We start from the raw sequence: 23620 nt of genomic DNA, 5'->3' as shown, positions 1-23620 counted from the left end.
TCCTCCGTGCGATGCCGTAGGCACGCGACCGGGCGGAATGCGGCGGGGACACTGGTCCCCATGAACGCTGCGACACTTCCCGCGAGATCGCGAACCGGGCCCCGCGGTTGCGGGACCACACCTGGCAGGTCTTCGGACTCACGAGCACTTGTTGCCTACTGGCCGTCGCTTCCCATGCCGAAGCACAGTGCGTGATGACGGCGGTCGTTCTCGTACACCGCTGCGGGGCAGTTCCGGATTCTCACCGGATTCCCTCTTGGCCCGTGCGAACACGGGAACCATGTGCAGTCGCCACTATATGAACGCTGATCAATAAGAGTCAACACAAGATGTAGGGGCATTGAGTGTTTTGGGCGTCTCATGGACGCATACCGCGACGGCCCCCTGACGGCCGGCGGATTCGTGGCACCGAACACGCCGCCGTCACCGGGCTTCGTCGAGCGTCAGAAACGCTGAAACTCCACGTCCTCAGCGCCACGCTCCCCGGAATCTCGCCGGATGCCACGGCGCGTCCTCGTTGGGAACTCCCAACTCGTGGGCGGCGCGCAAGGGCCAGTTGGTGTCCCGCAGAGCTGCCCGTCCGATCATGATGGCGTCGGCACTGCCCTTCTGGAGCAGGTCCTCGGCCAACTCTGCGGTCCAGATCATGCCGACGGCGGCGGTGGGAATCCCGGCCTCGGCGCGCACTCGAGCCGCCAAGTCAGCCTGGTAGGCCGGGGCGACGGGGATGGGCGCCGACGAGTTTCCTCCTGAGGAGGCGTCGAGGAGGTCAACTCCGACTTCCGCAAAACGACGCGACAGTTCGACGGAGTCCTCCACCTGCCAGCCGTCGTCCCGCCAGTCGGTGACCGACAGACGTGCCAACAAGGGCATGGTGTCAGGGATGGCGTCACGCACAGCCTTCGCAACTTCCAGTGGCAGGCGGACACGTCCGTCGAAGTCACCGCCCCAGCCGTCGGCGCGGGTGTTGGACAGCGGCGAGTAGAACTGATGCAGCAGGTAACCGTGGGCGCTGTGAATCTCGACGGCGTCGAACCCAGCTTCCACGGCACGTGCAGCAGCGGAGCGGAAGTTGTCAATGACCTTCGCGATGCCGTCCTCGTCGAGGGCGGTGACGGGCAGGCCGACGTACTGCTTGCCGTCAGCAGGGGCGGTGGTCGGACCGACGGGAGTCCAGCCGCCCTGCTCAGGGGGTACCACGCTGCCATGGAATCCCGGCCACCACTTCTCGGTGGACGCCTTCCGGCCGGCGTGACCGAGCTGCACGGCAATCTTGCCACCAAGCTCGTGGACGGCATCAGTGACGGTGCGCCAGGCAGCAACTTGGTCGTCATTCCACAACCCGGTGTCAGCAGGGCTGATGCGGCCTTCGGGGCTGACCGCAGTGGCCTCGGCGACGATGAGGCCGAAGCCACCAGCGGCACAGGACCCGTAATGGACGAGATGCCAGGTGCCCGGGATCCCGTCGTGAGAATCCACCGCGTACTGGCACATCGGTGGTAGCCAGGCGCGGTTGCGAACTGTCAGGCCACGGAGAGTGAGGGGCTGGAACAGCAGAGGTGACGTCATGATTCCATGACACCACGCGTTTCAACCTTCATCCCGTCAATCTCGACCGTCAGCCAGGTTGGCAGCCTTGTCAGACGTGGTGGTGGTAATTCGGCTTCCACTCGCGCACTGAGGTCACCTGGACAGCCGTCTTGGGGTAGGGGTCAGCCTCCAGCAAATGATCGAGAGCATCGCGGTCGGGCACGGTGTAGATGAGCACCGCTCCGTTGCCGTCAGCCAGCGGGCCGGCATTGACGAGCTGGCCACGCTCGCGCATGACATCAAGGTTCTCCAGATGGGCCGGGCGCGCGGCCATGCGCTCCTCGGAATGGGCGGGATCATAATGGGTTTCGACGATGAAAACTGCCATGACCCAATGCTATTGGGACATGGACCGGAACTGAAGCGTTGAGAAGGTGTCGGACGTTGACGCGTCATCGAGCGGCACAGGATGCCCTGGGATACCGCACGGTGTCGGTGCTTGTCAGATGATGTTTCGGGAGATCAGGGCCGCAAACGTGCTCGGAACCGTCCCGCGACGGGAACATTGGGCGCTCAAGATTTTGACACCAATTCACCCAACGGTGCACCAGCCGGTCGCAGCCGCGGTGGTGTCGTTGGCCCCAGCGCGGATGAACCTGCGAGTCTGGTCGTTCGACAGCGCGTACCCGGTCTGCGGCTGTGCGGTGGACCGGGCGAAGATTGTGCCGGCGACCTTGCCGTCCGTCGTCAGTAGTGGTCCACCCGAGTTGCCCGGACGTACCGTGCCGCGCAGCGAGAGGATCTCGCGGACGACGGTGTCGGTGCCGTAGATGTTCTCACCGCGAGCCATGATCGACCCACGCACGGTGGCGGCCTCGAGGGTGTATGGACCATCAAGCGGGAATCCGGCGACGACCGTTGGATCACCGTCCTTGACAGTCGACGCCATCGTCAAGGCTGGGGAACGAAGGTCGGGAACCGCCAACACCGCCAGGTCCATGTCCGGGTCGTAGGAGACGACGCGGGCTCGCAGTCGAGCCCCAGTTCCGCCCACCTGCACGGTGACCTGGTTGGACCCGGCGACGACGTGGGCGTTCGTCACCACCCGGTGGCGAGAACTCACCCATCCGGTGCCCTCGGAGGCCCGATCGCACCGTGGTGCCCGAGACCGCACCTTGACGATGGATTGAGCTGCGCTCCGCACTCCAGGAGTGGTGACGGCCTCGTCGTCGGGAGCCGGTGCGGGCAGACGGGGAGCTTCGCCGGCGAAGACCTTCGGGAAGGTGTCAGCAGCTCGACCGACCAGTCGGGCAGCGGCCTCGTTGACCTCGTCCGGGATGACGCGATTGGTCTGGGTGATGACGGATGACTCGTCGATGGCCTCGGTCCATGACGGCGGCAGGATGGGGGAGAGGGCTGTTGCCGCCACCGTGACGACAAGGGCGGTTGCGATGACGCTGAGCACCGAGCCGCCGAAACGGTCCACGTTGCCCAACCCCACCGAGTTGAATGCGCGATGGATGCGTTGGGCGATGTGGACGCAGATGCCCTGAATGATCTCGGCAATGACGAGGGTGATGCACACCCGCACCGCGCCTGCGGCCAGCCAGGTCCAATTCTTGTCGAAGAACTGGTCAGCGACGATGCCGGAGGTCCACAGACCGGCCCACACCCCGAGGACCAACCCGATGAGGCTGGCCACTCCGACGACGGCCCCGCGCATCCACCCGGCCATGGCACGCATGGCGAGGCACAGCACGAGGATGACGTCGAGGATGTGCGGCATGGCTCTCCCGTCGGAGGTGGGTGGACGAAGTGACGGATACAGCATCTCAATGGTGCCTTTTGAGGTGGCGATGAGCCAACGTAGGGGACCCGAACGCATTCGACTTCGCGGAATTCGCGGTTATTGGTAGCTTGACGTCATGAGTCATCACGATGGCGAGGACGGGGGCACGCCTGCCCATGACGCGGATTCTGTCCACGACGATCTCGTCATCCTGCTCGACGACGACGGCAACCAGATTGGGACCGCTCCCCGAGCGACCGTTCACAGCCAGCACACCCCACGACATCTGGCCTTTTCCTGCCATGTCCTTGACGTCGGCGGGCGAGTTCTGCTGACCCGACGAGCCCTGACGAAGGTGGCCTGGCCGGGGGTGTGGACGAACACCTGTTGTGGGCATCCGCGGATCGGCGAAACGATCATCGACGCGGCGGTGCGTCGCACTCACCAGGAGCTCGGTCTCGACCTCGATCCGCGTCGGATGGGCGTCGTCCTTCCTGGTTTTTCCTATCGTGCCACCGACGCTGGCGGCATCGTCGAGGACGAGCTGTGCCCGGTCGTCGTTGCTCGGTTGTCCCTTCCCGAGGAACTCGTCGAGCTGAATCCTGACCCGGAGGAGGTCGAAGAGGTCACCTGGGTGGGCTGGCAGGACATGTACGGCCTGGCGCGATCGATGCCGACCCTGCTGAGCCCCTGGGCGGTCGAGCAGATGCTCGAGTTCGGTCCGGAACTGCCCGTCGTGCGCTGAGCCTCACACCGAGGTCAGCACCTCGCCGTGATCAGGCCAGGCGGCCAGCATGGACGCCGACACATGGCAGACGACGAGACGTCCGGACGCGTCGACGGCGATGAGGCCTCCCGTGGCTGGTGCGCCGTCGGTGACTCGTGACGAGACCTCGTCGGTGAGGGCTCCCATGGCTGCGTGGTTGACGGGTTCGCCTGCCAGTCTCATGCGGGCATCCACCTCGTGGGCCACCAGCCCCTGCAAGAAGGCCTCGCCGTCACCGGTGCAGGAGACGGCCACGACCCCATCGCGGGCGAAGGTGCCGGCCCCGACGACCGGGGAATCACCGATGCGACCCACTGCCGACGCGACGATCCCGCCCGTAGACGTCGCGGCAGCAAGATGACCGTGGTAGTCCCGGGCGACCGCTCCGACTGTGCCATGCCTCGGGGCCTGGTGGCGTCCGGCAAGTACCCGTTCCAGCTGTTCCCGTCGAGCGTCAGTCACGAAGTATTCCGGGGGCTCGACCTCCAGACCCCAGTCTCGGCAGACCTGCTCAGGAGGGTCGCACAGCAGGACATGGGGTGACATGGCGAGGATGGCCCGGGCCAGACGAATCGGGTTGCGGGCATGACGTGAACAGCACACCGCCCCGGCACGTCCGTGGCCGGTCATGACGGCGGCGTCAGTCTCAACCGTCCCCTTCGCGGTGAGGACCCCACCTCGTCCGGCATTGAAGAGCGGATCGTCCTCCATCGCCACGACCGAGGCTGTGACGGCGTCAAGGGCTGGCCCACCAGCGTCAAGAACTGCCTGGCCGGCGTCGAAAGCGCGCCGTAAGGACAGCCGGAACCTCTCGGCATCCTCGCCGGTTCGGGGCGGAACGTTGCCTGCGCCACCGTGGATGACGAGAGTGGGGCCGAGCTGATCGACGACGTGACTGGTCATGCACAGAGCGTAGACGTCGAGGTGGCATTCACGGGATGGTTGAGGGTCTGTCCACCGGTCTCGGAACCTGCTGTGGAACGACATCGATGTGTTTTCCCCAGCCATGGGGGTTATCCACAGGATTCCTGTGGATAACCCTCTCGTCGTGGCAGGTGACGTGTGGGTGAACATGCCGCGACCAAGGCTCCAGCCGGATGGAAAAAGGGAGCCAACGAGGGTGACAATAATGTTCACGGCGTGGAGGAGGGCTGTCCATGGTGTCGCGGAGCAAGGCCATCAAGACCGTCATCGCCGGCGGTGTCGGAGTGGCCGTAGTCGGGTTGTCAGTAGATGCCGCATGGCCGTCAGACCCGGGATTGCGAGCCGTCCCTGATCACCAACAGCTCGTCTCCAGGCCGATGTCCACCGCATGGCCGGCTTCCTGGCTTGACACGACCCCACCGACCCCGAACATCACTCAGTCCTCAGCTCCTGTCAGCCCTGGGGTCCTCGCTCCGGTAAAGGCGGCAACCCCGACCCCGAGTCCGGCAGTGTCCAAGGTCGCCATGCCGACCGGGGTTCTGCTGTCGAAACCTCTCAACGGCCCGGTCACGTCGCCATTCGGCATGAGGTTCCACCCCATCCTCCACGTTTGGAAGCTGCACACCGGCGTCGATTTCGGAGCTTCGTGTGGCACCCCGGTAGGTTCGTCAGCACCAGGAAAGGTCCTCTTCGCGGGCCCTGCGGGCGGGTACGGGAATCGGGTCGAGGTCGATCACGGCATGATCGCCGGCAAGCACGTCTCGACGACCTACAACCACCTGTCGGTGATCGGCGTAAGGGTGGGACAAAGGGTTGACGTCCACCAGGCAGTCGCCTTGTCCGGGACGACCGGGTACTCAACGGGATGCCACCTGCACTATGAGGTCGTCGTCAACGGACAGTTCACCGACCCGCTGCCGTGGCTCAATGGCAAGCCTGCTGTCGTGAATCTCGACAAACTCAAGCCCGTCAGGGGAGCGACCATTCCTGCCGGTGAGTTGCACCATCCTGATCCGGTGCCGCCCACCCCGCACCCGTCGGGTACCCCGAGCCGTCCGACCACGTCGAACAGTCCTTCCAAGCCCGGCTCCACGTCGGTCAGGCCCAGTGGAAAGCCGAGTGCTCCCACACCGTCCTCTGTCTCGACGACGACCCCTGGGAAGGCGCTGTCAACCAGCCCTTCACGACCCGGACCGACGACGGAGCCGGCACCAGGGCAGCCGACCTCGTCACAGAAGTCCTTGTCCGTCACCTCGACGAGCAACGATCCAGGTCACTAGCTTCCTGGCTGCTGGCCTGGGCAGTGCGGGATCTGCTGGCCGGTGAAACGAGCCAGGTCGTCAGGATGCCGTTGACTCCTCAGCGGGGGGTTCCTCCCGCGGCAGGTACATGGTGAACATGGCGCCACCGCCGGGAGCTCGCGACGCCTTGATCCAGCCTTGGTGACTGGTGACGGTGTGCGCCACGATTGACAGGCCCAGGCCGGTGCCGGGAGTGTTGCGGGCCTGGTCGGAGCGGTAGAACCGGTCGAAGATGTGTGGCAGATCCGCCTCGTCGATGCCCGGCCCCTCATCGCTGACGACGACGGTGTCACCGTCCATCGTGACCGTCACGGTACCCCCGGTAGGGGAGAACTTCACGGCGTTGTCGAGCAGGTTCGTCACGGCTCTCTCGAGAGTTGCCTCGTCACCAAGCACCGGATGGGACTCCAGGTGAACGTCGAACTCCAGGTTCGGGCCGCGCCGCCGTCCTCTCTCGACGGCCTTCGAAACAGCATCTGACAAGTCGAAATACTGAGGTCGAGGGGGAGGGGCGTCCTCGCGCGACAGCTGGACGAGGTCGCCGATGAGGCTGGAGAACTCGCCGAGTTGAGCGGCGACATCGTCGAGGATCTCGCTGCGCGCCTGGTCGGGGAGCACGTGGCTGTTCTGGTCGGCGATGAGCAGCTCGACGTTGGTACGCATGGACGTCAGCGGGGTACGCAATTCGTGGGAGGCGTCGGCGATGAGCTGCTTCTGGCGTTCCCGTGAGTTCGACAGGGAGGACAGCATGGCATTGAAGGAGACAGTGAGGTCTCCCAGTTCGTCGTGGGAGCGGACCGGGATGGGGCTGAGCTCGTCGGTCGCCGTCACTCGGTGGACGGCCCGGGAGAGGTCACGCAGCGGTCGTGTGGCAGAGTTGCCGGCCACGTATCCGGCAATGGCCGTCAGCACGATGCCGACCAGGCCGGTGCCGACCAGGACGATCCACAGTGATCCCAGGGTGGCCTTGGTGCCGGTGAGGTTCTGCCCTGCGACGAGGGCGTAGTGCACCCCGTCCGAGGTGAACGGGATCGCGACGATGCGTACCGGAACTCCACGGGAGTCCATGACGGTGCGAGCCTTGACACCGGTTCCGGTACGGGCGACGGCAAGCTCCTGGACCCCGGTGGTGACGGTGACCTCGGCTCCCGGAGCGGTGGCAACCTGGCCATCGGCGCGCACCAGGATGAGTGTGGTGTTCGTAGCCGCCAGGGAGCTGGCTTCCAGCCCGCCGAGGTTCTGAGGGTCAGCGGCGACGCTCGGGGAGATGGTGGTGGCCATCCGTGTCAGCTGTTCGTCCAGCTCGTCGTACAGCGAGATGCGCGTCATGAGCCAGGCGGACAGGGAGGTCAATGCCACCGCGACGACGACTGAGATCGACACCAGGAGGCTGACCCGGCGCCCCATCGTCATGCGAAGCGGACGTGGACGCCAATCAAGCAGCCTCCGCCACCACCGACGGATCACGAATTCGCTTCCCGCAGCACGTACCCGACGCCGCGGACGGTGTGGATGAGACGCGGCTCACCATCATGCTCGGTCTTGCGGCGCAGATAGCCGATGTACACCTCGAGGGAGTTGGCGGTCGTCGGGAAGTCGAATCCCCACACCTCGTGCAGCAGCCACGAGCGTTCCAACACCTTCTCCGGGTTCTGGAGGAAGACGGTGAGCAGGGCGAACTCGGTGCGCGTCAGGCTGATGCGACGGCTGCCGCGGGCGACCTCGCGGGTGCCTGGGTCCAGGGTGAGATCGGCGAAGGACAGCTGCTCGGGGGTCTCAGCGGGTTCCGGCTCGGGACGGGAACGACGGGTCAGGGCGCGCAGGCGGGCCAGCAGCTCGTCCAGGGCGAAGGGCTTGACCATGTAGTCGTCGGCTCCGGCATCCAGGCCATCCACGCGGTCGTCGACAGCGTCGCGGGCGGTGAGGACGAGGATCGGGACGTCGTTGCCGTTGCTGCGCAGCATCCGGGTGGCCTCGAGACCGTCGAGGCGAGGCATCATGACGTCCATGATGACGGCGTCAGGATGGCTGCCGGACAGGTGTGCGAGGGCCTCGACACCGTCAGCAGCACTGTCGACCTCGTAGCCGCTGTACTGCAGGGATCGGGCGAGGGATTCTCGCACCGCGCGGTCGTCGTCAACGACGAGAATGTGCATGCTCATGGCTTGACGTCCTCCGTCGGGGGCTGTGCAGTGGGATCGGCATCCGAGCAGGGATCGGGTTCCGGGCCTGCCGTCGGGGTCGGGTCCGCGGCGGCCTGGGGGCCGGCTGCGGAGGCAGGTGCGTCCTCGGAGGACTTGGTCTCGGCATCAGCAGACTTAGACCCCCGCGCGCGACGTCTCTCCTCGGCACGCTCCCGGGCTGCCTTCTCGCGTTCCTCCTTGTCGTGGGCGGCACGGGTCGCCGCTGCCACCTTTGCCAGACCGTCGAAGCGGGGCTTGTGCGGGGCTGGAGCCGGTTCCGGGGTGACGGAGCGCTGGGAGCGGACGAGAACTCCGTTGACCTCGCGGGTGAACCAGCGAACCAGGCCACGCCCCATCACCTCGGTGTGGCCGGTCGAGGCGTCGATGCGCAGACAGGTGGCCTCGTCGACGGCAACGGCGCTGGAAAGCAGGCCGGACTCGACGGCCGAGATGATGAGGCCGTCGCCGGAAAGGGTGTCGTTGTGGGTGGAGATGGTTAGGCTGACCAGGCCAAGGCCTTCGACGAAGGTGACCTCGTCGAAGCCCTCAGCACCTGTCTGCTGGCCGACTTGGCGTCCCTGCAGCTTCCAGCCCCCTGCCAGAGCGGTGACGCACGGGGCCATCGCACCGGCCGAGAAGCCGAGCCACGGAGCACCGCCGCGCACCAGCATCGAGAGCTGCTCGGCGGCCGGTGCAAGACCGTTGATGTAACTGGGGACGGCACCGCCGCCGACGATGATGCCGGCAAGGGCGTCGAGATTGTCGGGGAGCTGGAAGGACTCGTCCTCTGCCCACAGCGGGGTGGCCGGGGCGCCCATCGTCGGAGCGGTACCCGGGCCGTCGAGGTGGATGGTGAGGATGTTCGCGTCAGCCCACCGGGAGGTGACGATGCGCGTCAGTTCGGCGGCGTGGTCGGCGGACTCGGAGGGCGGACCGGCCACGACCACCGCAATCGGAGCGTCAGCATTGTGATGGCGGGCCTGGGAGACGAACTCGTCATAGACCTCCACCAGTGAGTCGTCGTACCCTCCGCCGACCAAGAACAAACTCATGGGGACAGCCTATAGTGCCGCAACGATTGGTCTCGGGGGACCAGCGCCATGGCAGGGAACTGATCAGGCCAGGGAGCGCACCTCGTCAACGATTCCGGGCATTGCGGCCTCGATGGCGTCGAGGGTGTCCTCGAACCCGTCAGCCGGGCCATACCAGGGGTCCGGCAGGGAGGTGCCAGGGGTGCAGTTGGGGTCGTAGTCGCGGATGAGACGGAGGTTGTCGGCGTCGGGGGCCATCCGCTTCATCATCTGGATGTGGCGTGGCTCGGCAGCTATGACGAGGTCGGCGGACATGATCTCGGACCCGTCGATCTGGTGAGCGTTGTGGCCCGAGCAGGGGTATCCATGGGACTTCAGGATGGACCTGGCTCGCGAATCCATCGGGCCGCCGTGTTCCTCATCGCTGACACCGGCGCTGGTGATGCGAGCCTCCAGGCCTTCGTCGGCGAAGACCTTCCTGGCGACGAATTCAGCCATCGGGGAACGACAGATGTTTCCCCAGCACACGAAGATGACGGAGGATGTGTTCTGGTTGCTCACAGGGGTTCCTTCCATGGTCGGTGGGTCCAGTCTGCCTAGTGTGGGGAGGGTCTTTCCGGGGTTCATACTCGCGGCGAACTACACAGAGCTGCCAGGAAATGCCCCGATTCGGCGATGTGAACGTCAACAGCGAGATTTCTGGGCAGCTTTGGATGACGGAGACTTGAATCCCAGACTGAATACTCCCACCTGCAATATCCTCAAACCACGAGATCCTGAGTCATGACCGACCGCGAACGAGGGGCTCAGCTGGCCATGCCCGTTGGGGTCATTTCCCAGGACTGGGCCACGCAACTTGGCTTCGACGCTGCGGCACCCTGGCGCACCGGAGCACTCGACGTCACCCGCCAAGCCACTGCCAGTGGCCACTTCATCAACGCCCGCTGCTACACCTCGGAAACCGAACGACACAGCGTGCTGGACTCTGGCTCCATCGCTACAACCAATACCGCCCGAACCCTTCTGGGCGACGACGCCGAACACCTCTTGACGCTGCACCGACTGGACGCGTTCACAGCCGTGACCGTTCCTGAACGATCACGGCTGTGAACTCTCGTGTGCCACAAATGATCCACCAAGTGGACGGTCCGTGGGGCGAATCCGTCGCTGACCAAGCCCTGAACGACACGCCGACAGGAGAAGGAGACCGGACTCACGGGCAAGGCGAGCCGGTCTCCTTCCACGGAAGTCCCGGGAGGGTGGGGTCAGTTGGTACGCAGCTTCCCGTCAGCCGGCCCCCGGTCCAGAGCGGCCTGGAAAGCGAGGTCCAGAGCCTTCACCTCGTCGTCGACCTGCTGGACGGTGGCAGCGGGATTGAACCACACACCGGTCGCGTGGGTGAGCGCCTTGTTGATCGCCTTGTACCCCTCCGCGTTCTTGCCGAGGAGGTACTTGTCACGGTTGATCCGTGTCTGCCAGATCTTCTTGTTGAGGCGGTCCTTGACGTACACGGTCGCCGTGTCGGTGGGCTTGAGGTCGGGGTAGGCTGCGACCTTCGCGTACGTGGCCAGCACGTCGGCCTTGCTCTCGGCCAACTGCGCCGCGGTGCTGGTTGGGTTGATCGTGCGGATCAGGGCACGGGTGATCGAGAAGCCCAGCTCGACGTGGGCGGCCTCCACCTTGTTGACCAGGTCATGGTTGGCCTGCTGGATGGTCTTCACGCTGGTGGTCAGCAGGTCGACACGAGCCGGGATGGTGGAGAGGTCCACTGGCGGCACCTTGCCGGCAATGATCGACTCGATCGTGGTGCGCAGCTCGAAGGCCGTGTCGAGGAGTTTGCGGATCTCCTCACCGTAGTTGGTCTTCGGGGCGTCGCTCGCGGGAACTTGAGCCTGATGCATCTTCTGCAGCTCGGCGATGCGGGCATTGACCTGCGCGAGCGCCTGCTCGGCGTCGACCTGGGTATGCTGGCGCGCAGCAGACTGGCTCACCGGAGCCGGCGCTGCCACGGCGGCCACGGGCGCCACCGGCGCAAGCACTGCCCCGGCCAAAATTGGGATGATAAGAGCCGAACGCTTCATGGGGGAATCCTCCTCGAGGGATGTGCAATAGTTATTGCGGCTGGCCCGAAGCTATCAAAGCTCCTCTCTCATCAGAACTCGTTATTGGCCTCCCCGCCACGATTGTGAACGAAAGTTATTAAAACTGACCGAAAGTCAGCCCTCGGATTTGTTGTTCGCCAGAGGAATGGGCATTGCCGCAGCAACACCGGCAACTGCCTCGCCGGCGGATACGGCAGCGCCGGTTCACGTCGACGCTTCACGGTGGACCACCCAGGGGCGTTGGGTGACCGACGCCCAGCACCGCGTGGTCATCACGCAGGGGATCAACGTCGAAGGCGTCAAGCTGGCGCTGATCGCCGTTCCCCACCCGGACCGTGTCGCGGGCACCCCGTCCGCGAAACCTCCCACGGCCGCGAACCTGCCGACTACGGGAGTTCTGCTGATTGTGTATCTGCCATGGGGCTATAGCTGCTCACTGCCTCAAACGTGCTGACTCTCGTCGGCGGGGTAGCGGCATCGTGCCTATTCCTCTTTCTGGCAATTTCCCTCGCTGTGGTGGTCGTGCGTTTCAACTCCCTGCCCCCCGTGCCCACGCGCTGCAGGTGACGTTGGGGTGGCTGACCGTACTCGTGGCGCTGATACTGAGTATCACACGCCAGTGGACTCGGATATATCGCATATATGCCAATGGGAAGACCGAGAGATTCCACCACGCCTTGACCGATTAGCTGAGCTTACGTCCGCTTGCCACACCTCTGAGACTGGATGGCGGGGTGAGTTCGGGGGCAGAGCACACCACTACGACTACCATCGGCCTCACATGGGCTACGGCAACCAGTTACCCTGATTGGTCACCGTCTCAGCCGCGTGGCGGCAGTATGGCCCTAAGACGGCAGCGGCAAGCGTGGAACGTCAAATATGCTTTGGCCGTAATACCCTGCGAGGACACCAACTGTTCTCCATGGGGGCCGGAGGTGGTGTTGCCAGGCGCATCCCGCGACACGAAAAGGACCGGCCCACCTCAAGGAGGAGGGCCGGTCGTAAAAGTGTCTGGGAGACTTGTAGGTCGGTGCTGAAGACACTTGAAGGGTTAGCGCAGGGTGATCGTGACCTTCGCCGTGGCACTGCCTTGGTTGAGGTGCAATCGCACCACCCGGTCGCCCGGGTGTGAGGTGACGTGGGCGCCGGACGCCTGCACGTCGTACCCGTGGGGGGCTGAGACGGCGGGGACCACCACGGTCGTCTCGTCCGATTCTCCCGCGCGCGACCCGTTGGGCCGCTGGGCGGTCCAGGTCATGGTGAACACGCGTCGGGACCGGTCGTGGTGGTACGCGGATGGGGTGCCCGCGACACGGTCCGGGTGGGGAACGGCGATCAGCGCCAGCTTGGCGCTTTCGACGTTGGTCCCCTGGGGTGGCCGAGCTGGGTCGTCGACGATGGCTTGCTCGGTGCCAGGGCCGGCTGTGGTGGGATCACCGGCAGTGTAGGCCCACCACTGGACGCCGACCCGGTTGCGAGCTGCCAGGTCCATCTGGGACGTGATCACCGCAGGGGTCGTGATGGCGCCGAACTCGGTGAGCATCAGCCCCGACCCGGTCTGACGTGAATGCTTCTCTGCGTTGTTGAAGACCCGGTTGTCCGGCGCAGTGCACCCGACATAGGAGTGGAGGGTGGCCTGGCTGGTGCAGTAGTCGTGGAAGCTCAACCCCAGGTTGGATCCCGTGAGCCGAACGTTGGTCCCGACACCGATGTTGAAGAACTGCATCGGCTCGTACCAGATGGTGGTGGCCTCGTCTACCGAGCGGATCGCGTCGACAGCCTTCTGCTGGACGGCCGACAGTCGCGCGTCGGCAGTGCGGCAACCGAGTTGCGTGAGGCACCGCGTGTAGTGGTGGCCCGGGAACGGCTCGTTGATCAGGTCATAGCCCTGCACGCCGGGTACGGCTCGGAAATGCTCGGCCACATGTCGCCAGGCGCTGGCGTAGTGGTCGGCGACGCCGACGCCGTCGGAGGCCTTGGCATTGTCGTAGAAGGAGTCGAAGGAGTATTTGACGGCCTCGTTGAGGAAGTAGTTGCCGGGGAAGCCCGCCTTGACGATGTTGGGCATGTTGTGGTCGAGCGCGGCCCAGGCAGGCCACCCCTCCCCCTGGTATTTCTCGTTGACCATGTCTTGGTGGAAGTCGAGGACACTGGCGATGCCGTGGGCGTTGAGGATCCGCACAGTGCGTTCGACCCGGGCTAGGTAGGCGTCGTCGTAGACGCCCGGGCGAGGCTCGACCCCGGCCCACAGCACCCCCAGTCGGACGCTGGTGAACCCCTGCGCCTCGAGGAAGGCGGCGTCGTCCTCACTGAAACCGACGGCATCGGGGGCATAGGGGGCGCTCTTGGCGACCTCGTTGATCCCCTGCGTGATGACCACGCGGTGCTGGGCGTCGGTCACCCAACGCCCCTGGGTGGTCCACCGTGAAGCGTCGACGTGAACCGGCGCTGCCGTATCCGCCGGCGAGGCAGTTGCCGGTGTTGCTGCGGCAATGCCCATCCCTGTGGCGAACAAGGACAAAGCTACAAATCCGAGGGCTGATTTTCGGCGCATGGAAATTCCTTCTTCTAATGTCAACTACCAACAGCCGTCAGGATGAATCGGGCTGGAGATGACTGGCAAGGCGCCAGCATATACGAAGAAGGTTCTTCAACGGGATGACGAGTGTGATACACGGAGCTATAGCGTGCCAAGTAGTCGCGAAATTAGCATGACCGACGGGCTCACGAAAGATAGCGTTCGGCCATATTAGATAACTTTCGTTCACAGTTGGCGGTTATTTGTTGCATGGAGCCTCACTGGGGTCGGATCATGCGGATGGCTTCAGTCGGCCTTAGGCGTGGCGCCTGTCTGGCTAGAAGACCAAAGGTCTGCCGCAGGTCAGATGTGGAACGCCAAAGGTCTGTCGCAGGACACTCCGAGGGGCGTCTACTTGGCGGGGAGCTGCGCCCCCGCTGATCCCTACTATCAAGTTGTATTGAAACTCTCGGAAGTTACCTTTAGGAGGTGAATGACCTCACTGGCTGAGTGAGGAGAATTCTCAATGTGATGTATCGTTCAGGTTACCACTTGAGATGAAATTTTTGTAGTTCACCCTTTTTGAATTGGATAAATTAATTCACGGAATTTCCCCGTGTTCCGCTGAGGAGTCACTGATGAAGATCAAAGCACGATTCGCCGTCATGGCCGCGAGCGTGGCCGTCCTAATGGCTGCCGCGCCGATTGCGCAGGCCGTTACTTCGCCAGGGGATACCCATCCCTTGGTCCCGGCAGTCCACAGCCCCGACGGTATTCCTGGTAACGGCGTCGGGCCGGAATTCCACACGTCGTCGATGGCGCGTTCCTACAGCGAGAAGCACCTGGGCGTGGCGCCGCGGGGTGTGAACGACTTCTCCTGCAAGGTCAAGCCCGGTGACCGACCGGTCATCCTGATCCCCGGCACTGGCGGCAATGCGTTCGCCACGTGGTCCTTCTATGGGCCCCATCTGGCCCATGAGGGGTACTGCGTCTACACCTTCACCACCAATGTCCCCGTGGGGATCCTCGACGAGGGTTGGGGCTTCACTGGTGATGTGCGCGCCTCCGCGCAGGCGCTGGGTGTCTTTGTGGATCGGGTCCGGAAAGCGACGGGCTCCGAGAAGGTCGACCTCGTCGGGCATTCGCAGGGTGGCGGCATCCTGCCGAACACCTACATCAAGATGTACGGCGGAGCGTCCAAGGTCGACAAGCTGATCGGACTGGTGGCCGCCAACCACGGCACCACTGCCGGCGGTCTCGACAAGCTCGTCCACGGCCTGCCCGAGGCCGTGAAGGATTCCCTCAGCACGTGGAGCTACGACCACAACATGGAGGCCTACGGCCAGCAACTCAAGGGATCAGCGTTGATGCAACAGGTCTACCGTGACGGCGACACCGTCCCGGGCATCGCCTACACCGTCATCTCCACCCGACTCGACATGACGATCACGCCCTACACGCAAGCATTCCTCAAGGGTGCCAAGAACATGACCGTGCAGGATGCCTGCCCTCTGGATGCCTATGGCCACGGCCGCCTACCCTATGATCCCGTCGCCTACCAGATGGTGCTCAACGCCCTCGATCCGAACCACCCACGAGAGATTTCCTGCACGTGGAGGCCCCGGGTCCTGCCCGTATCCACCACGGATGCTGCATGAGCCATGGCAGGTCAGGGTTCTCCAGCACCGCGCGGCGTGGCCACCAACCACGACGGTGGTGACAACGAACAGCACGCCGTCCCCGCGTTGTGCCGGGTGGCGCTGCCACGTCGTCCATCAGGGTTAGGTCGTGGTGGTCGCTTCGTCTGTGTGGGGGACTACCTGCACGTTCACCTCTAGGTGTACCGACCGGGGATGTTGGGCAATCGTGATTCTGATGGTGGTTGTTGCTACGACAAGTGGCAGCACCCACCATCATGACCGGCATTTCCACCACGTCGGCAGGCCTCACCCCGTTGCTGCCCAACTCAGACACACAAGAACCCTGGCCCGGGATTCCTCCTCGGGCCAGGGTTTCTTCAGTATGAGGTTGTGTCGGTCCTTGGATCAGACGCCAGTTTTCGGCAGGCCGGGCTTGCCGTTGCTGGAGCTGTTGTCAGATCCGGGGGTTCCTCGCGGGTTGACGTCGTGGCCCGGGGTGCCAGACTGGCCCGGCTTCGGGGCCGGGACCACAGCGCCACCAGGATGATCGCCGGACGGTACCGACAGATTGGCGGCGAAGCGCACCGTGGTGCCGGAATCCGGGAAGGTGAAGACGATGGTGGCCTCACCGCTGACCAGCCCCTTGGCGGTCGGCACCTTGACGGTCACGGAGGATGAGCCGTCCTTGACCGGGGTGGTGGCGACGTCGACGGTCTTGTCACCCTGAACGATCTGGGCCTTCATCGTCTTGTTGACGACGGAGTCCTTCGAGGTGAAGTCGACGGTGTCGGGGGCAACTGCCTTGTCAGCCGGCTTGCCAATGGTGAAGGTGGCGTCCTTGGACATGCCCTCCTTGAGGGAGGTCGTCAGGGAGACGGCACGCTTGGCGAAGTCAGGCTTGAGGGTCTTCTGAGCCTTGATCCAGTCAACCCAGGCGGACAGGTCGATCTTGCCGGTGTCGACCGGCTTGGATCCCTTGGCGAGTTCGGTGAAGTTGTCACCACCGGCGATGAGGAAGGAACCGGAACCCACGGTGTAGGTGCCCCTGGGATCGATCGGCTTGCCGTTGATCCGGATGGAGGTGATGCGGTCACCTTCCTCGCGGGACTCGTCGTAGGTGTAGGTGACGTTCTTGGAGACGCCGAGCTGCAGGTACGGACGTGACGGGACCTCGCCCTTGTCATCACGCTGCCACTGCTGCTCCAGCGTCTTCTTGAACTGAGCGCCGGTGATCCTGGTGGTCATCAGCGTGTTCGCGAAGGGGAGCACCTGGGCGGCCTGCTTGTAGGTGATGTCCTTCTCGAGCAGGGAGGCGCGGGTTCCACCGGGGTTCTGCAGACCGATGAAGTCGGGGTCGTCCTTGCCGAGGGTGTCCTTGAACATGTCGGCGACCATGTTGGTCATCGTCGACTCGCGGTTACGGACGTTGGCGGCGAACTTCTGGTCGGTCTCGTTCGACGGGGTGGTGATCGGAGCGGTCTCGTGCCCGATGACTGTGGAGCCGACCTCATCCGACTTGGCCTTGGCATCCTCGTAGATCGAGGTGATCTTGGCGATCGTCGGGTCGTCGGCCGGGGTGCTGGCCGGATCGGTGATCGAGGCGTCCGTCGAGCAGAGCTTCTTCTGCTCGGAGTCCCAGGCCACCTTCACCTTGGCCAGGTGAGCGCCGTAGGAACCGGCCTGCAGCAGTGGGGCGCCGGCCTTGTCCTTCCACGAGTACACCTGGTGGGTGTGGCCGTTGAAGACCAGGTCGACGTCGGCGGAGGTGTCGGCGTAGATCGGGGCGAAGTTGCCGCCCTGGCTGGCCGGATCGGCGGAACCGTCAGCAGCGCCATCGTGGTACTCGGCGACGACGACGTCAGCCAGGCCCTCGCTCTTGAGACGCTTGGCCTCGGCGTTGACGGCCTTGACCGGGTCACCGATGGTGAGGTTGGAGATGCCGGCGGGGGAGACCAAGGAGGGGAGGTCATGAGTGACGGCTCCGACGATGCCGATACGGACACCATCCTTGACGATGACGGTCGACGCCTTGAGGGGAGAGGCAACCTTCTTGGTGCCCTTCTCGTAGACGTTGGCACCCAGGTAGGGGCTCTCGGTGTGCGGCATGATGCGCTCGGCGAGATCCTTCCAGCCCTTGTCGAACTCGTGGTTGCCGACGGCATTGGCCTCGACGCCCGCGGCGTTCAGCATGGCGATGGTCGGCTCGTCATTGAGGGAGCCGGACTCGAAGGTCGAGCCACCGACGTTGTCGCCGTCACTCAGCAGCAGAACCTTGTCGGCTCCATTCGCCTTGCGGGCCTCGACGACCGGGGTGAAGAGGTTAGCACCCGTGGCGATGCGGCCGTGGAAGTCGTTGAAGTTGAAGATCTCGACGTTCTTGTCGCCGTTGCATGATGTGGTCGGCGCGGACGGGGTGCCGCTTCCGCTTGGTGCGGCAGAGGCCGGGTTGGCAATGAAGCTGCCACCCATCCCGGCCACGCACAGCACCGACAGGCCGGCAATTCGGGCCCTGCATCGGTGATTCATGGGTTCTCCCTGGGGTTCGTCCGAATACTCATGTTGCGCCCAAAAGGCATACACAGCTAGCGTCGCCCATTTCTGGCCGAGCTCGCAAGGGGTCGGAGGAACTTCGCCATGAGGAATTCATGTCTCCGTCACCTCGGCGTGAGGAGTACTGAGGATAGACAAACCTTGTGTTATCGATTTCAAGAATGGCGGTACTGATTGGCGGTGTCGGAGATTACCGACGATGGCGAGACGCCGTGACGATGTCGTCACGGCGTCCGGCCCATGAAACATCCTCGTCACACCCTCGGAAGTCCGTCAGCGGGAACCCGCTCCGGCAGCTCTCCGTGGTAGCCCGGTGGCACGTAGGCGCAGGACGGGTCGGAGGCCAGATAGTCCCCGGTCATGGCGTAGGCCGTCGAACGAGATCCACCACAGAAGTGGTTGAAGTTGCAGGCTCCGCACTTGCCGGAGAACCCGTTCGGGTTGCGAAGTCCCTGGAACACCGGGGAGGTCCGGTAGATCTCGGGGAAAGGTTTCTCCTTGATCGACCCGCAGTGGATCGGCAGGAATCCCGACGGGTAGACGTCGCCGGTGTGGTCGATGAACGCGAATCCGGACCCGGAGTTGATGGCCAGCGGAGTACGCGGGGGGCGCGGGTCCTCGATGACGTCGCCGAGCAGCTCGTTGGTCTCGCGGGTCAGCCACTCATAGAGCTCGCCATGGCGAACCGGTCGCTCCTTGCCCTGACGGACAGCCTCGCGCTGGAAGGCGATGCGCCGATACTGAGGCGCCTCGGTCGTCTTGATGGCGATGCGCGTGGAGTTGTCGTGCAGCCAGTACAGGACGTCCTCACGCTCCAGCGGTGACAGCATGTCGAGCTGGGCACCGCGTCCGGTCGGAACGAGCATGAACGTGTAGAACATGAACGCACCGAGGTCGATGGCGTTCTTGAGCATCTGCGGTGCCTCATGGATGTTCTTGGCGGTGAACACCGTGTTGAGCTGGAAGCGCATGCCGAGGTCGTTGAGCATGTGGCAGGCCTCGACGGTGCGCTCGAAGGTTCCCGGGAAACCGCGGAAGGCGTCGTGGGTGGCAGGGGAGCCGCCGTCGAGGGACATCGACATCATCGAGACGCCGGCATCCTGCACGGTCTTGACCCGGTCACGCGTGAACAGTGGGGTCACCGAGGGCGAGATCGACACGTGCAGACCCTTGCTGACGCCGTACTCGATGAGGTCGACGAGGTCGGGACGCTCGAAGCAGTCACCACCGGTGAGGATGAGCATCGGGTAGGGACGCTCGTAGCTCGTCAGCTGGTCGATGAGTTCGTGGCCCTGGGCGTTCGTCAACTGGCCGGGGGCGGCGTGGTGCTGGGCTTCGGCGCGGCAGTGCTGGCAGACCAGGGCGCAGGCGCGGGTGACCTCCCAGATGACGATGAAGGGCTTGTCGTTGAGGTCGTGCTTGATCTCGCGGACGAGCGGGCCGTGGCCGGGATGGCCGCCCGGATGTCCACCTGGGTGGCCACCGGGATGCCCGGCAGGATGACCCGCGGACGCACCCGGATGTCCGGGCTGCCCTGGCCGCTCGGGATGATCAGTGGTGGTGGTCACTTTTCCTCCTCCTTCGAGGTGATCTGACGGGCAAGACGTCGACCGGCGACGATGGCGGTGCCGACTCCGGCGCCGTCGATCCCGGCCCCGCCGACGTGGAGTCCGGTGTCGTCAAGGACGGTGGCGAGTGTGGCCATGCGCTCCCGGTGGCCGGGGACTGGCTGCGGCATGGCGCCACGGTGGCGCTCGATGACGTGGTCGTGAGGGTGAACACTCAATCCTAGACGCTCCAGTTCAGCCATGGTCATGGTGACGAGGTCGTCGTCGGAGAGGTCGTCGATGGGGGTTCCACCGTGACGACCCATGGCGATTCGGAGAGTGGGCTCGGAGAGATGCCACTTCGTCGAGAGATTCGTCACCTGGCGTACCAACGGGGACCATTCCGAGCCGATGAACCACGTCTGAGCCGTGGTGATCGGGTGATCCACCTGGTCAGTCCGCACCACGAGCGTGGCAACCGTGGTGCTCTCACACCGGGACAGCAACTCCGAGGCATCGGGGTGTGTGGTGGACAGCAGAGCTGCAGCGACCCTGGCGGGCGTGGCGATGATGACGTCATCGGCGGCAACTGATCCGATTCCTCGCGGTCCTGTGACGGTGACGACCCATTCGTGGCCAACCTGCCGGATTCCTGTGGCACGGGTGTTCGTGTGCACGGTGAGGCCTCCAGCCAGCGCTTCCGGCAGCGTCACCAAACCGCGTTCCCACGTCGCGGTGGCAGGGGTGCGGGGTCCGGAGGGCTGAGGACGATGACGAATGCGCGACCATGTCGCGACCGCGTTGCGCTTGAGGGTCCCCGTGACGATGGACTCACCCTTCCTGACGGTCTGCCTCAAGGCCGGAGCCGCGACCGCGAGGGAGAAGCTGTCGACGTCGGCGGCGTGAATGCCACCCAACAGGGGATCGACGACGGCCCGGCCTACCTCGTCGCCAAATCGTTCCGAGATGAACTGGCCGACGCTGACGTCGTCAGGGTGTGGGCGGGAGGTGAAGGGCTCCAGGCCGGCTCGCAGCAGGCCGATGGGAGAGAGGATCCGCGAGGTGATCGTCGGTAGGAGTTTCGTGGGCCCGACCGGCGTCACTCCGGCCGGCATCTCCACGACCCCGCGTCGGCTCGACAGCAAGGTGCGTCCGGGGGCGGGATGACGCATCGAGTCCGTCAGCCCCAGCTCCGACACCAGATCGGAGACGCCTGGGGCACGCAGCGGTACGGCCTCGGCTCCCATCTCGACCATGTCGGCCCCAAACCGACGGGAACTGACCTGTCCGCCGACGCTCGGTCCTGCTTCCAGGACGACGACTCGGCAACCGTGGCTCCGCAGCTGGTGTGCGGCTGCCAGACCTGTCATCCCGGCACCGATGATCGCCACTGTTTTGCTCACCAGTTGAGAGTACGCAAGAGCTTGTGAGAGCCGACGACCGGGGTCGAAACCGTGGATAACCTACGGAACGGTAACCTCATACTTGTTGGCTCCCTACGGAACGGTAAGTTCTGTTTGGAACTGGGCTAGTCGGCGTCCAGAATGAAGCACGGAACACTCGACCAGGAGGAAGATGTGACCGAGACCAGCAGTGCCGACGAGGGCGATCCGGACCCATTCGTCCCGCCGGCAACACGCCATCCCGTCAATCGTCCGGATCCTGCAATGGTGCGGATCCTCGACGACCAGGGACGCCTCACCCCCCATCCTGACTTCCCTGTCGAGTTGAGCGACGAGGACCTCGTCAAGGCCCTCGAGATGATGGTCATGGTTCGGCGTCTCGACGTCGAGGGCACTGCTCTGCAGCGTCACGGAGAGCTCGGCCTCTGGCCTCCACACATGGGCCAGGAGGCCACTCAGGCCGGTGCGTGGCTGGCACTGGGTGACGGGGACCAGGTCTTCCCGACCTACCGCGAGCAGGGGCTTGCCCACGCGATGGGGGTCAGCGTCGCCGACATCCTCGACTCCTGGAGTGGCAAGGCGCACTGCGCCTGGGACACCGTCGCCACACACTTCAGCGCTTACCCGGTGATGATCGGGTCGGGCACCCTGCATGCCGTCGGCTACGCCATGGGTATTCAGCGCGACGTCGAGTCCGGAAGCGCTCGGGCTGCCGTGTTGGACTTCCACGGTGACGGGGCGATGAGTGAAGGGGACACGAACGAGGCTTATGTCTTCGCGGCCTCGATGAACGCTCCTGTGGTCTTCGTGTGTGTCAACAATCAATGGGCCATCTCGGAGCCGACAACGGTGCAGTCCCCGACGTCCCTGTTCCGCCGCGCGATCGGCTTTGGCATTCCGGCGGTGCAGGTGGACGGGAACGACGTCGTCGCCATGACGGCCGTGCTGCGAGCGGCCCTCGACCATGCCCGCAGTGGAAAGGGGCCAGTTTTCGTCGAGGCGTGGACCTACCGCATGGGTGCTCACACCACCACCGACGACCCCACCCGATACCGAACCGCCGATGAGGAGGCGATCTGGGGAAAGACCGACCCCATCCTCAGGCTGCAGACTTACCTGCAGGATCGTGGGGACATCGACCAGGAATGGCTTGACGGTCTGGCTGAGCGCGAGGAGGCCTTCGGGGCCGAGGTTCGCGCCGCTGTCCACGAGAACCCCACGCCCGTCATGGCCGAGCTCATGTCGGACGTCTACGCCGAGCCGACCCCCGACGTCCTGGCCGACGCCGAGGAGATCTCCTCGTGGGGGGAGGACAACTGATGAGCGACAACGGTGCACGCCCACAGGGGGAGACCACCCTGGCCAAGGCCCTCAACGCGGGCCTGGTCGACGCCCTCGCCGCCGATGACCACGTGGTGATCATGGGGGAGGACGTCGGAACCCTGGGCGGCGTCTTCCGCATCACCGACGGCCTCAAGACCCAGTTCGGCGGCCGTCGGGTCATCGACTCCCCGCTGGCGGAGTCGGGCATCGTCGGAACCGCCATCGGCATGGCCATGCGTGGTTACCGTCCCTGCGTCGAGCTGCAGTTCGACGGCTTTAACGCCCCTGCCTTCGACCAGATCGTCTCCCAGCTGGCCAGGTATCGCGCCCGCGTGGGCGGACGGTGGTCCCTGCCGGTGACGATCCGCATCCCGTTCGGCGGTGGTGTCGGCTCTCCGGAACACCATTCGGAGTCCCCGGAGGGGTTCTACGCGAACACCCCGGGCCTCAAGGTGGTCAGCTGCTCGAACCCTGACGACGCCTACTGGATGCTGCGTCAGTCCATCGAGGCCCCCGACCCGGTGATCTTCTTCGAGCCGAAGCGTCGCTATTACACCCGCGGCGAGGTCTCCGAGGCCCCTGAACTCGGCCTTCACGAGGCGCGTATCGTCCGTCCCGGTGCCGACGCCACCCTGCTGTGCTTCGGGCCCCTCGTAGAAACCTGCCTGGACGCTGCCGAGGAAGCTGCCCGGGAGGGACGCCAGCTCGAGGTTGTCGATCTGCGCAGCCTCTCCCCGCTTGACATGCAGACCGTCTATGAGTCGGTACGGCGCACGACGAGGGCGATTGTCGTCCAGGAGGCGCCGCGCACCCAGGGCATTGGCGCGGAGATGGCGGCACGCCTGGGCGAGGAGCTCTACTACGTCATGGAGGCCCCGGTTCTGCGTGTGACCGGGTGGTCGACCCCGTACCCGCCGGCCAAGGCCGAGGGTGAGCACATCCCCGACGTCGACCGGATCCTCGACGCCGTCGACCGTTCCCTGGCCTACTGACCACCGTCCGTCCGACATCGA

19 protein-coding genes, 2 pseudogenes and 1 riboswitch are annotated in these 23620 nt (G+C 64.7%); of the genes and pseudogenes, 8 read left to right on the top strand and 13 right to left on the bottom strand.

The window, feature by feature from the left end:
* Positions 1-106: 106 nt before the first annotated feature.
* Positions 107-298: riboswitch (cobalamin riboswitch) on the bottom strand.
* Positions 299-468: 170 nt separating this feature from the next.
* The 3 genes from HMPREF9153_RS03475 to HMPREF9153_RS03465 form a co-directional block, all read right to left on the bottom strand.
* A complete protein-coding gene (locus tag HMPREF9153_RS03475) occupies positions 469-1569 on the bottom strand; it encodes an NADH:flavin oxidoreductase/NADH oxidase (RefSeq protein WP_004809470.1) in 1101 nt (366 codons plus the stop codon).
* 70 nt (positions 1570-1639) lie between these two features.
* On the bottom strand, positions 1640-1918 hold the full coding sequence (locus HMPREF9153_RS03470) for a YciI family protein (RefSeq protein ID WP_004809468.1): 279 nt from the start codon (positions 1916-1918) through the stop codon (positions 1640-1642).
* 204 nt (positions 1919-2122) lie between these two features.
* Positions 2123-3316 (bottom strand): MarP family serine protease, encoded by a 1194-nt coding sequence (locus HMPREF9153_RS03465; protein WP_004809466.1) that lies wholly within the window; start codon positions 3314-3316, stop codon positions 2123-2125.
* A 139-nt stretch (positions 3317-3455) separates the two neighbouring features.
* Between HMPREF9153_RS03465 and idi the strand changes: the two genes are divergently transcribed.
* Positions 3456-4064: an isopentenyl-diphosphate Delta-isomerase gene (gene idi, locus HMPREF9153_RS03460; protein ID WP_004809463.1), complete on the top strand. Its 609-nt coding sequence runs from the start codon at positions 3456-3458 to the stop codon at positions 4062-4064.
* A gap of 3 nt (positions 4065-4067) precedes the next feature.
* Here the strand turns inward: idi and HMPREF9153_RS03455 are convergent, their stop codons facing one another.
* Entirely contained in the window at positions 4068-4988 is a 921-nt protein-coding gene (locus tag HMPREF9153_RS03455; RefSeq protein ID WP_023031995.1) for an isoaspartyl peptidase/L-asparaginase family protein, read from the bottom strand.
* Positions 4989-5242: 254 nt separating this feature from the next.
* Between HMPREF9153_RS03455 and HMPREF9153_RS03450 the strand changes: the two genes are divergently transcribed.
* On the top strand, positions 5243-6289 hold the full coding sequence (locus HMPREF9153_RS03450; RefSeq protein WP_004809459.1) for a M23 family metallopeptidase: 1047 nt from the start codon (positions 5243-5245) through the stop codon (positions 6287-6289).
* Between the two features lie 60 nt (positions 6290-6349).
* Here the strand turns inward: HMPREF9153_RS03450 and HMPREF9153_RS03445 are convergent, their stop codons facing one another.
* From HMPREF9153_RS03445 to HMPREF9153_RS03430, 4 genes are all read right to left on the bottom strand, one after another.
* Positions 6350-7723 carry a sensor histidine kinase gene (locus HMPREF9153_RS03445; RefSeq protein WP_004809457.1) on the bottom strand — a complete coding sequence of 458 codons (1374 nt, stop codon included), beginning with the start codon at positions 7721-7723 and terminating at the stop codon, positions 6350-6352.
* Between the two features lie 50 nt (positions 7724-7773).
* The gene (locus HMPREF9153_RS03440; RefSeq protein WP_272946555.1) at positions 7774-8466 is read right to left on the bottom strand and encodes a response regulator transcription factor; all 693 of its coding nucleotides are present in this window, start codon (positions 8464-8466) and stop codon (positions 7774-7776) included.
* Positions 8467-8468: 2 nt separating this feature from the next.
* A complete protein-coding gene (locus tag HMPREF9153_RS03435) occupies positions 8469-9545 on the bottom strand; it encodes a cyanophycinase (RefSeq protein WP_004809453.1) in 1077 nt (358 codons plus the stop codon).
* Positions 9546-9608: 63 nt separating this feature from the next.
* Positions 9609-10085: a low molecular weight protein-tyrosine-phosphatase gene (locus HMPREF9153_RS03430; RefSeq protein ID WP_004809451.1), complete on the bottom strand. Its 477-nt coding sequence runs from the start codon at positions 10083-10085 to the stop codon at positions 9609-9611.
* A 13-nt stretch (positions 10086-10098) separates the two neighbouring features.
* On the opposite strand from HMPREF9153_RS03430, the pseudogene HMPREF9153_RS11780 reads away from it, so the two are divergent.
* Positions 10099-10304: pseudogene (locus HMPREF9153_RS11780) on the top strand (hypothetical protein).
* 36 nt (positions 10305-10340) lie between these two features.
* Positions 10341-10634 (top strand): hypothetical protein, encoded by a 294-nt coding sequence (locus tag HMPREF9153_RS03425; protein ID WP_080564889.1) that lies wholly within the window; start codon positions 10341-10343, stop codon positions 10632-10634.
* A gap of 155 nt (positions 10635-10789) precedes the next feature.
* Here HMPREF9153_RS03425 and HMPREF9153_RS03420 read toward each other — a convergent pair whose 3' ends face one another.
* Entirely contained in the window at positions 10790-11605 is an 816-nt protein-coding gene (locus tag HMPREF9153_RS03420; RefSeq protein WP_004809447.1) for a CAMP factor family pore-forming toxin, read from the bottom strand.
* Between the two features lie 286 nt (positions 11606-11891).
* Here HMPREF9153_RS03420 and HMPREF9153_RS11775 point away from each other — a divergent pair.
* A pseudogene (locus tag HMPREF9153_RS11775) lies at positions 11892-12315 on the top strand (hypothetical protein).
* A 362-nt stretch (positions 12316-12677) separates the two neighbouring features.
* On the opposite strand, the gene HMPREF9153_RS03415 reads toward HMPREF9153_RS11775, so the two are convergent.
* Positions 12678-14180, bottom strand: a complete 1503-nt coding sequence (locus HMPREF9153_RS03415) for a cellulase family glycosylhydrolase (RefSeq protein WP_004809442.1) — start codon at positions 14178-14180, stop codon at positions 12678-12680.
* A gap of 602 nt (positions 14181-14782) precedes the next feature.
* Between HMPREF9153_RS03415 and HMPREF9153_RS03410 the strand changes: the two genes are divergently transcribed.
* Complete coding sequence (locus tag HMPREF9153_RS03410; RefSeq protein WP_004809439.1) at positions 14783-15802, top strand: esterase/lipase family protein; 1020 nt, start codon at positions 14783-14785, stop codon at positions 15800-15802.
* A 387-nt stretch (positions 15803-16189) separates the two neighbouring features.
* On the opposite strand, the gene HMPREF9153_RS12875 is transcribed toward HMPREF9153_RS03410, so the two are convergent.
* The 3 genes from HMPREF9153_RS12875 to hemG form a co-directional block, all read right to left on the bottom strand.
* Positions 16190-18310: a bifunctional metallophosphatase/5'-nucleotidase gene (locus tag HMPREF9153_RS12875; RefSeq protein WP_004809436.1), complete on the bottom strand. Its 2121-nt coding sequence runs from the start codon at positions 18308-18310 to the stop codon at positions 16190-16192.
* A gap of 278 nt (positions 18311-18588) precedes the next feature.
* The gene (locus tag HMPREF9153_RS03395; protein WP_004809434.1) at positions 18589-19902 is read right to left on the bottom strand and encodes a TIGR04053 family radical SAM/SPASM domain-containing protein; all 1314 of its coding nucleotides are present in this window, start codon (positions 19900-19902) and stop codon (positions 18589-18591) included.
* The gene (hemG, locus tag HMPREF9153_RS03390) at positions 19899-21251 is read right to left on the bottom strand and encodes a protoporphyrinogen oxidase (protein ID WP_036910119.1); all 1353 of its coding nucleotides are present in this window, start codon (positions 21249-21251) and stop codon (positions 19899-19901) included. Before hemG ends, HMPREF9153_RS03395 begins: the two co-directional genes overlap by 4 nt.
* A gap of 297 nt (positions 21252-21548) precedes the next feature.
* Here hemG and HMPREF9153_RS03385 point away from each other — a divergent pair, with 297 nt between their 5' ends.
* The gene (locus HMPREF9153_RS03385; RefSeq protein WP_171023426.1) at positions 21549-22604 is read left to right on the top strand and encodes a thiamine pyrophosphate-dependent dehydrogenase E1 component subunit alpha; all 1056 of its coding nucleotides are present in this window, start codon (positions 21549-21551) and stop codon (positions 22602-22604) included.
* Positions 22604-23599 (top strand): alpha-ketoacid dehydrogenase subunit beta, encoded by a 996-nt coding sequence (locus tag HMPREF9153_RS03380; RefSeq protein ID WP_004809430.1) that lies wholly within the window; start codon positions 22604-22606, stop codon positions 23597-23599. Before HMPREF9153_RS03385 ends, HMPREF9153_RS03380 begins: the two co-directional genes overlap by 1 nt.
* The last annotated feature ends 21 nt before the right edge of the window (positions 23600-23620 follow it).

The sequence above is a fragment of the Cutibacterium avidum ATCC 25577 genome (genome assembly GCF_000227295.1).
GTDB lineage: Bacteria > Actinomycetota > Actinomycetes > Propionibacteriales > Propionibacteriaceae > Cutibacterium > Cutibacterium avidum.
This window is presented reverse-complemented; position numbering and strand designations above follow the sequence as displayed.

Excerpts from the sequence above, each read along its gene's own strand:
- HMPREF9153_RS03475 (WP_004809470.1), bottom strand. The coding sequence starts at position 1,569 with ATGACGTCACCTCTGCTGTTCCAGCCCCTCACTCTCCGTGGCCTGACA.
- HMPREF9153_RS03470 (WP_004809468.1), bottom strand. The coding sequence starts at position 1,918 with ATGGCAGTTTTCATCGTCGAAACCCATTATGATCCCGCCCATTCCGAG.
- HMPREF9153_RS03465 (WP_004809466.1), bottom strand. The coding sequence starts at position 3,316 with ATGCCGCACATCCTCGACGTCATCCTCGTGCTGTGCCTCGCCATGCGT.
- idi (WP_004809463.1), top strand. The coding sequence starts at position 3,456 with ATGAGTCATCACGATGGCGAGGACGGGGGCACGCCTGCCCATGACGCG.
- HMPREF9153_RS03455 (WP_023031995.1), bottom strand. The coding sequence starts at position 4,988 with ATGACCAGTCACGTCGTCGATCAGCTCGGCCCCACTCTCGTCATCCAC.
- HMPREF9153_RS03450 (WP_004809459.1), top strand. The coding sequence starts at position 5,243 with ATGGTGTCGCGGAGCAAGGCCATCAAGACCGTCATCGCCGGCGGTGTC.
- HMPREF9153_RS03445 (WP_004809457.1), bottom strand. The coding sequence starts at position 7,723 with ATGACGATGGGGCGCCGGGTCAGCCTCCTGGTGTCGATCTCAGTCGTC.
- HMPREF9153_RS03440 (WP_272946555.1), bottom strand. The coding sequence starts at position 8,466 with ATGCACATTCTCGTCGTTGACGACGACCGCGCGGTGCGAGAATCCCTC.
- HMPREF9153_RS03435 (WP_004809453.1), bottom strand. The coding sequence starts at position 9,545 with ATGAGTTTGTTCTTGGTCGGCGGAGGGTACGACGACTCACTGGTGGAG.
- HMPREF9153_RS03425 (WP_080564889.1), top strand. The coding sequence starts at position 10,341 with ATGCCCGTTGGGGTCATTTCCCAGGACTGGGCCACGCAACTTGGCTTC.
- HMPREF9153_RS03420 (WP_004809447.1), bottom strand. The coding sequence starts at position 11,605 with ATGAAGCGTTCGGCTCTTATCATCCCAATTTTGGCCGGGGCAGTGCTT.
- HMPREF9153_RS03415 (WP_004809442.1), bottom strand. The coding sequence starts at position 14,180 with ATGCGCCGAAAATCAGCCCTCGGATTTGTAGCTTTGTCCTTGTTCGCC.
- HMPREF9153_RS03410 (WP_004809439.1), top strand. The coding sequence starts at position 14,783 with ATGAAGATCAAAGCACGATTCGCCGTCATGGCCGCGAGCGTGGCCGTC.
- HMPREF9153_RS12875 (WP_004809436.1), bottom strand. The coding sequence starts at position 18,310 with ATGAATCACCGATGCAGGGCCCGAATTGCCGGCCTGTCGGTGCTGTGC.
- hemG (WP_036910119.1), bottom strand. The coding sequence starts at position 21,251 with ATGACAGGTCTGGCAGCCGCACACCAGCTGCGGAGCCACGGTTGCCGA.
- HMPREF9153_RS03385 (WP_171023426.1), top strand. The coding sequence starts at position 21,549 with ATGGTGCGGATCCTCGACGACCAGGGACGCCTCACCCCCCATCCTGAC.
- HMPREF9153_RS03380 (WP_004809430.1), top strand. The coding sequence starts at position 22,604 with ATGAGCGACAACGGTGCACGCCCACAGGGGGAGACCACCCTGGCCAAG.